This is a genomic window from Synechococcales cyanobacterium T60_A2020_003, from assembly GCA_015272205.1.
GTDB lineage: Bacteria > Cyanobacteriota > Cyanobacteriia > RECH01 > RECH01 > JACYMB01.
Genome location: JACYMB010000002.1, coordinates 1 through 6,726, shown reverse-complemented (window position 1 = coordinate 6,726; position 6,726 = coordinate 1). Strand labels below are relative to the sequence as shown.

General features: G+C 50.9%; 6 protein-coding genes. 3 read left to right on the top strand and 3 right to left on the bottom strand.

The window, feature by feature from the left end; translation table 11 throughout:
* Positions 1–81: 81 nt before the first annotated feature.
* From IGR76_00045 to IGR76_00035, 3 genes are all read right to left on the bottom strand, one after another.
* Positions 82–642 (bottom strand): late competence development ComFB family protein, encoded by a 561-nt coding sequence (locus IGR76_00045; GenBank protein ID MBF2076939.1) that lies wholly within the window; start codon positions 640–642, stop codon positions 82–84.
* A gap of 178 nt (positions 643–820) precedes the next feature.
* Positions 821–1,450, bottom strand: a complete 630-nt coding sequence (locus tag IGR76_00040; GenBank protein ID MBF2076938.1) for a ribonuclease D — start codon at positions 1,448–1,450, stop codon at positions 821–823.
* A gap of 123 nt (positions 1,451–1,573) precedes the next feature.
* Positions 1,574–2,416, bottom strand: coding sequence for a tetratricopeptide repeat protein (locus tag IGR76_00035; protein ID MBF2076937.1), 843 nt, complete (start codon positions 2,414–2,416; stop codon positions 1,574–1,576).
* 617 nt (positions 2,417–3,033) lie between these two features.
* Here IGR76_00035 and IGR76_00030 point away from each other — a divergent pair.
* The 3 genes from IGR76_00030 (at position 3,034) to tgt (ending at position 6,566) form a co-directional block, all read left to right on the top strand.
* Complete coding sequence (locus tag IGR76_00030) at positions 3,034–4,254, top strand: hypothetical protein (protein ID MBF2076936.1); 1,221 nt, start codon at positions 3,034–3,036, stop codon at positions 4,252–4,254.
* 607 nt (positions 4,255–4,861) lie between these two features.
* Positions 4,862–5,320 carry a hypothetical protein gene (locus tag IGR76_00025; GenBank protein ID MBF2076935.1) on the top strand — a complete coding sequence of 153 codons (459 nt, stop codon included), beginning with the start codon at positions 4,862–4,864 and terminating at the stop codon, positions 5,318–5,320.
* A gap of 139 nt (positions 5,321–5,459) precedes the next feature.
* Positions 5,460–6,566 carry a tRNA guanosine(34) transglycosylase Tgt gene (gene tgt / locus IGR76_00020; protein MBF2076934.1) on the top strand — a complete coding sequence of 369 codons (1,107 nt, stop codon included), beginning with the start codon at positions 5,460–5,462 and terminating at the stop codon, positions 6,564–6,566.
* The last annotated feature ends 160 nt before the right edge of the window (positions 6,567–6,726 follow it).

Here is a 6,726-nt window from a genome sequence, read left to right as displayed (position 1 = left end):
ACTGAAGGAAACGCCTTATTCTCAATACGGTGTGCTTCTTGCTGTGACCAATTACGAGGTTTTTATGTCCTGAGGGAACGTTCAGTCTTTGCTAGCTTCCTTGACTTCAAACTTATGGGCGTAGCTTTGCAGCAAAGAGCTAACCTGGTTGAGAACTTCGTCCTTATCCTTGCCTTCAGCCTTGATGGCCTGTCGCTCTGGGAAGAATTCCGGTTGATCAAGGTTGCGGGCAATACCTTCGCTCACTTGACTCGAAATTAAGTCCTGCAACTCTTCCTTGGCGCGCATCCGCTGGTAATCCGCTCCTTCTTCGGTTGTAGCGTAGAGGGGGGGTAAACGGTTGAGGGCGTAGGCTGCAATATCTCCTAGGTCAAGCGTACAGTCACTCGTAGCTTCAATGTCAGCCACTCGCGCGATCGCCTCGGTGAGGACTAGCTCTTCCATCACGTTGATGAACTGCTTCCGGGGTACGGCAACCACTTCTCCGGTGAGCAGGGCTCCCATCAGGCGATCGAGAGCCATATATTCTTCGATGGACAGTTCCGCTGCCGTATCACAAATCCGGCCTACCTCGGCTTCCATAGCTGGGGTGAGGTATCCATCTTGCAATGCTTGCTCTACGATTTTTTCGATACTACTCATATCTTCTCCATCTATTCAGCTCGACTCGCAATCGATGTGTAGGCTTACCCAATCTTCTTGCCTTAGTGTGCCCCAAAACTCTCCGAAATGATGCCATTGTTTTGAATTTGAATATTTATTCTTCGTAAATTTGTGTAATGTTTCTTTGCACAGAGTAAATTGGAGTGTGCATCGTCATCTAATGCTCAAAGATGTTGGGATACTGGAGTAGATCGAGTTCAGCAAAGGTTGGAATACATTGAAAGCACTGCTGGGCCAGACCCCAACGGTCTTCCCGCTTCAGCATTTCAATGAGTTTGAGCCGTGCTTTGGGAAGATAAATCACGTCATTCGCTGCATAGCGCAGTTGATTCTCGGACAGAGCTTCAATATTTCCCCAGTCTGAACTTTGAGACGTTTTATCCAGTTCCACCTGTTCAAATTCCAGCACCAAGTCTTTTAGGCCGTGGCGTGGCGTATAGGTACGGGCAAGTTTGCTTGCAACTTTCGTACAAAAGAGCGGATTGACAACTATATCTAAGTAGTAGCGCAACGCGGCGACATCAAACCGAGCGAAATGGAAAATTTTGACAATGGTTTCAGTTTCCATCAGTTTTTTGAGGTTAGGCGCTTCGGGTTGTCTCCGTGCAATCCGAATCACGGATCCGTAGCCTTGGGCATCGCAGAGTTGAACCAGGCAAAGGCGATCGCGCGGCGTGATCAGCCCCATCGTTTCTGTGTCAACGGCGATCGCATCCACCTGTAAGTACTGATCCAGGGCGGAATCCGGCAAGTCGCCATCGTAAACTTGAAAGTCTTTGAAATCCATGGTGCGTTGTAACGAGATGGGGGAAGATTAACAACGATCTAAAGGGAGGGACACTCCAAATTGTTGCACTGGCTTAGCAAATGGGGCGTTATTTGGCCTGAATAGCGTCCTAATTCAGAAGCGCTATTCTGATGCCGCAGGTGGAGAAGCTTCACTGTCAGTGGTGTCGGGTGACGCTGAGTCTGGAGTGTCTGTTGACTCCGACTGTCCGGGCGCTTGCCCCGCCGCCATTAGCTTAATTTGATCTTTGAATTCTGCGGGAGCCATCGATTCGGCTTGCGTAAAGAGGGGCTGAGCCTCGGCATCGTTTCCGGTAGCTTGCAGCACAATCGCCTTCGCTAAGATGGGTCGAAAATCTTGGCTATCGAGTTTGGCCGCCTCGTCGTAAATCGCCAGCGAATCACTCACTCGTCCACTTTGGGCATACACCTGACCCAACAGGAGTTGCACGGAAACGACATCCACACTGCCAGGCTGGGTTTGATTGGCTTCATCAGCGAGGTTTAGAGTGTCTTGAAGGAGGCCAATCGCCGCCTCAGGGCGCTGGGCTTGCATAAGTAGGCCAACCAGTCCTTGGAGGGCCTGCATATCGCCTGGACGGGTAGACAGTACATCGCGGTAGGTTTGGGCAGCGGCTTCGCGATCGCCCGTTTCGTTTTGAGCTTGTGCCAGCAATACGGCATATTCCGTCGTCGCGGGATTCGCCTCAACTAACTTCTTCAAAGGCTCAATCGTCCCTTCGACATTGCCGAGCTGAATTTGAGCCTCCACGAGCCCGCGCAATGCCGTTTGGTTTCCGGGTTCTCGTTCGAGGACAAGCTGGTAACCCCGAACTTGGGCTTCCAGATCTGCTTTCTGGGCATCGGTCAGCTCTGCACCGGAACCCGGCGATGGCGAGGCAGACGGATCATTGGTCGCGGTGGAACGACTGCTCTGCAATGCCCCGGCAAAGGGCAACACGACCATGATGCCCAGAAACGCGAACACGGCGATCGCCAGAACACTGCTGACTACCCAACGGTTACGTTTTTTAAACACGGCTCAAACCTGACTTCTCTTAAATGCCATTCCATTATGAGTTACGATACGCAATTTCTTCTGCCTTTTTACGATTGCTTTGGCTTAAGGCATCGTTATATTCCACATATTCCATCGGTATCTATAAATGCATAGAGATTCATAGATTGATAAACAGTTTGACGATTCGCAACTCTTTGTTGAGTAGGAATCTCTATATCCTGCCTGAATTGGGGAATTCTATCTGTATAAAGGAAACAAGGGACAAACGCCGGGTTAGCAAGGGAATTTCCCATCGGCGGCTAGAAAACCCGTTGGGTACGTTACACTTGCTCCAATCCACTACTGATTTTTAGCGCGGATCGGCCATGGTGCGATCGCCCATGCCCCCCTAGGATCCGCTCTAAATCCCCACGCAAGTGGGCGCAGGCTAGCTTCCACGGGAATGCTAACCTAGTGATTAGGTTCACAAATCGCGCCCTCCGTACATGTTCCCTAGCGTGAATTTTGGCCGCACGGGGATGGTGTATCAGTAGTCAATCGCCGTTTGTCTAAGGGGAGGTTGTATGAGTTCCAAAGGTAAACGCCGATCTAACTCATCCAAGCCCGCTTTATCCTCCGAGGCTCAGCAAACCGAAGGAACAGTTCCGTCTGCTGCTGAGTCGTCTCCTGAACCTGTACCTGCACAAGACACGATGGATCAGTCCTCAAAATCAATGGTTTCGACATCCTCATCTTCTGATCAGAGTTCACCGTCCAACGCCGCTGCCCCAGTATCCAAGCCTGCTCCGACTACAGGCACTCCAGAGGAGAGTACTCCAACCCTCCAATCTGCTCCTGTCGGAGCGGCAACGATGCATGCTCAGCCCATTCCACCGGCTAGCGAGCCGACCCAGTACCGAGCAATTGGTTTGATTCGTGCTAAATATGTTCCATCTGCGAAGCAATTTTCACGAGGACAGCTTGTCACCGACGATGAATACACGTTTAATGCGGTGCTACTGGGTCGCGTGATGAGTCTGGTTAAAAAGCATTTGGATCCAGAGTCCAACCATCTCTGGGTGGTGTATCCTCGCACCCGTGAGAAAACCTGCGATCTCCATGTACAGATCGTAGGGGTATGGGAGCCGGAAACGTTGGATCGCACCGCTGAAGCTTTAGAGGATAGCGCGATCGCCCCTGAGGGAGATATCGATGCTGAGACCCAAGCAAAACAGGGTAGCAACCCTGAACCCTCAAGCCAACAAGCGGCGGATGAGGCGACTGCACCCAGGGCTCCAATGCCGCCCAAGCCTCCGGCAACACCCTCAGCAAAAATTATCGATTACCATCCCCTTGAGGCTCCCACTGCCCCAGAGGATGGTTACTTTTCTATTCGCGGCGAGATTGTGAACCTAGCCCAAAATCCCGATCGGGTTACGGTTAAAATCCAGCAGTCACCCCGAAAAGGTGAAGATGAAGGCCGTTCCTTCCGCATTATGTTGATGGGAAGCTTAGAAGGGCGTACCCTTGGTCACTTCTGGGAGCTAAATGTCCGCCGACAAGGAATGGATTTGGTCATCGAAGATGGTCAGCGGATCTGTGTCGTACAGCCTCGCAAGCTACCTAAAGGGAAGGTTCCTAGTAAAGGATCCCATACTAAGTCCGCACCTCGGCGGTCGGGGCCATCGCCTCGCCCAACCCCTCGTCCTGTGCCCTCGTCGTCATCTGAAGGCTCTCCGAAAAAAATTTCGCTTGAGCCGCAAAATAATGCAGCCCAAGCGGATGCTACTGAGTCTGAGGATTAGGGGCATAGGTCGAAACGGCAAACGTTTGCCTGCAAATTCCCAATTGCCTTGAACAAGGCGCGCTCGCTCTTGATCTGAAGGGCGATCGCGCTCAATGTTTTGTCTTTGAGGAAGGGTGAAGCTTACGGAGAGCGGTGTCAATCAGTAAAGATGGCACGATCTTCTTATTGATCAATAGGGGGCCGAAGAGTGCACCCAAGAAATTGATACACCAGCTTTTAGATGCCTTGGTACAAACTTCTTAATACGGTCTTCTTAATCCCAAACGGCTAACTTCCGTGAAATCTATCAGTGGCGACTTGAAGATCGTGAGATAAGATCAAAGCATAAGATCAAAGCAATAGATGCAAGTCAGCAGTCTGTCTTCGTGATCGCTGCTGGTTTAGCAAACCAATGACACGAATGCTCCGATTTCGGAGCGTGCTCAGTTTTGTTGTGCAGAGTTGATTGCTTAGCTTTCGTGAGCTAGGGTTAATTTGCCCGAACTCATTAGTCTTGCTAGCATTGCATGTCTTAAATACTGTGTCGATTAGGGCGGATACTGCTCTGTTGATACTCCTCTCAAACATGGTGTGATGCCTAATCCCTACTAACAGGTTTGTGTTTTATGACCCACAATCCACGTTCTGGCCCTGTTAATTTTCCTGCACCTTGTCTGGTCGATACAGGCATTGTCGTCAACAAGCAGGATATGCATCGGTTATTGGCGGATTTAGGCCAAGTGCGATACATTCACACCCAAGACGGGGTTCTGCTGAGTGATGGCGAAGGGTATGTGCTAGAGGTTTTCTCTGATCCAAATCAGTCTACACTAGTTGCTAATTCATCGTTGTATCTGAATGTGTGTAGCTTTGACTATTTAGAACTCAAGCGATCGCCCAGCCGCGAAACCTATTTTGATCTCGTGCAAGACGGGCTGCGACTACGTCTTATTCCATCAGTAAACCCAGTACAAGAACAAATTGACCGACGCTTCAATGCCGCCACGTTAGAGGCCGTCGTCGCTGATGTTTTGTCCGCCAGTTGGGATGCTCGCATGGATGGCGAAGATCACTTTTCAATGTAGACTGGCAACTTAGGCTTTGAAGCCCCTCGACGGAGTGAATAATCTGATCTTGCCCTGCGTCGTCCGCTGCGCTGATTGCCCAGGGGCTTTGGGATTTTATGTTTAATTATTTCTAGTGACTTAGACTTTATTATCTAGAATGGGATTTTCGTTTAACTGTCAGGCTTGCTGTAGCCATACCCATGCGCGGGCAGGCATTTTTCATACTCCCCACGGCATTGTGGAAACGCCTCGGTTTATGCCTGTGGGGACATTGGCGAACGTCAAAACCTTAACCCCACTCCAACTGCGAGATACCCAGGCTCAGATGATTTTGGCCAACACCTATCATTTGCACCTCCAACCCGGCGAAAATATTGTGCAACAGGCCGGAGGGTTGCATCGCTTCATGGCCTGGGATGGGCCAATCCTCACGGACTCGGGAGGGTTCCAAGTCTTCAGCCTGAGCGAGATCCGTTCGATTTCAGAAGAAGGTGTTACCTTTCGATCGCCTCGCGATGGGCAACTGATCAACCTCTCACCAGAGCGTTCCATTCAGATTCAGAATGCACTGGGAGCAGACGTCATTATGGCCTTCGACGAATGCCCCCCCTATCCTGCTAGCCGAGACGCCATTCTGGAATCGACCCAGCGCACCTACCGCTGGCTGAAGCGCTGTATGGATGCCCATCAGCGTCCCGACGATCAGGCGTTGTTTGGCATTGTCCAGGGTGGTGTCTATCCTGAACTTCGCCAGCAAGCAGCCCAAGAATTGGTCACACTCGATTTGCCGGGATATGCAATCGGCGGAGTCAGTGTGGGTGAACCGCCAGAGCTCATTGAAACGATTGTGCGAGTTACCACACCTTTGCTGCCCCAGAACAAGCCCCGATACCTAATGGGGGTGGGAACCTATCGGGAAATGGCGCAGGCGATCGCTGCGGGTGTAGATTTATTTGACTGCGTGATTCCCACTCGCTTGGGGCGTCACGGCAATGCTCTAGTCAAGGGCGATCGCTGGAATCTTAAGAACGCCAAGTTCCGCGAAGACTTTTCACCCATCGATCCCGATTGCCACTGCTACACCTGTCAAACCTTTAGTCGAGCCTATATTAATCATCTGCTGCGATCGCAGGAAATTCTAGGCTACACGCTAATTTCGATTCACAATATCGCAGAACTGGTAAGTTTCACCCGCAAAATCCGTGAAGCCATATTGAGCGATCGCTTTCAAGATGAGTTTGGGCACTGGTTAACGTCGTCTTGATGGACTCCCACGCTTAAAAGACGTGGGAGTGTCGGCACTACTCACGAAAGACGCAGAGCGAACCCTGTCTAACTCTTTCTAGCACCAAGATCTTGCTTTAAGACTGTGACGTACTCCCGACACCGATGCAAACATACGGTGCGGGCTTCTCCCACCGGAA

Excerpts from the sequence above, each read along its gene's own strand:
- IGR76_00030 (MBF2076936.1), top strand. The coding sequence starts at position 3,034 with ATGAGTTCCAAAGGTAAACGCCGATCTAACTCATCCAAGCCCGCTTTA.
- IGR76_00040 (MBF2076938.1), bottom strand. The coding sequence starts at position 1,450 with ATGGATTTCAAAGACTTTCAAGTTTACGATGGCGACTTGCCGGATTCC.
- IGR76_00035 (MBF2076937.1), bottom strand. The coding sequence starts at position 2,416 with ATGGTCGTGTTGCCCTTTGCCGGGGCATTGCAGAGCAGTCGTTCCACC.
- tgt (MBF2076934.1), top strand. The coding sequence starts at position 5,460 with ATGGGATTTTCGTTTAACTGTCAGGCTTGCTGTAGCCATACCCATGCG.
- IGR76_00025 (MBF2076935.1), top strand. The coding sequence starts at position 4,862 with ATGACCCACAATCCACGTTCTGGCCCTGTTAATTTTCCTGCACCTTGT.
- IGR76_00045 (MBF2076939.1), bottom strand. The coding sequence starts at position 642 with ATGAGTAGTATCGAAAAAATCGTAGAGCAAGCATTGCAAGATGGATAC.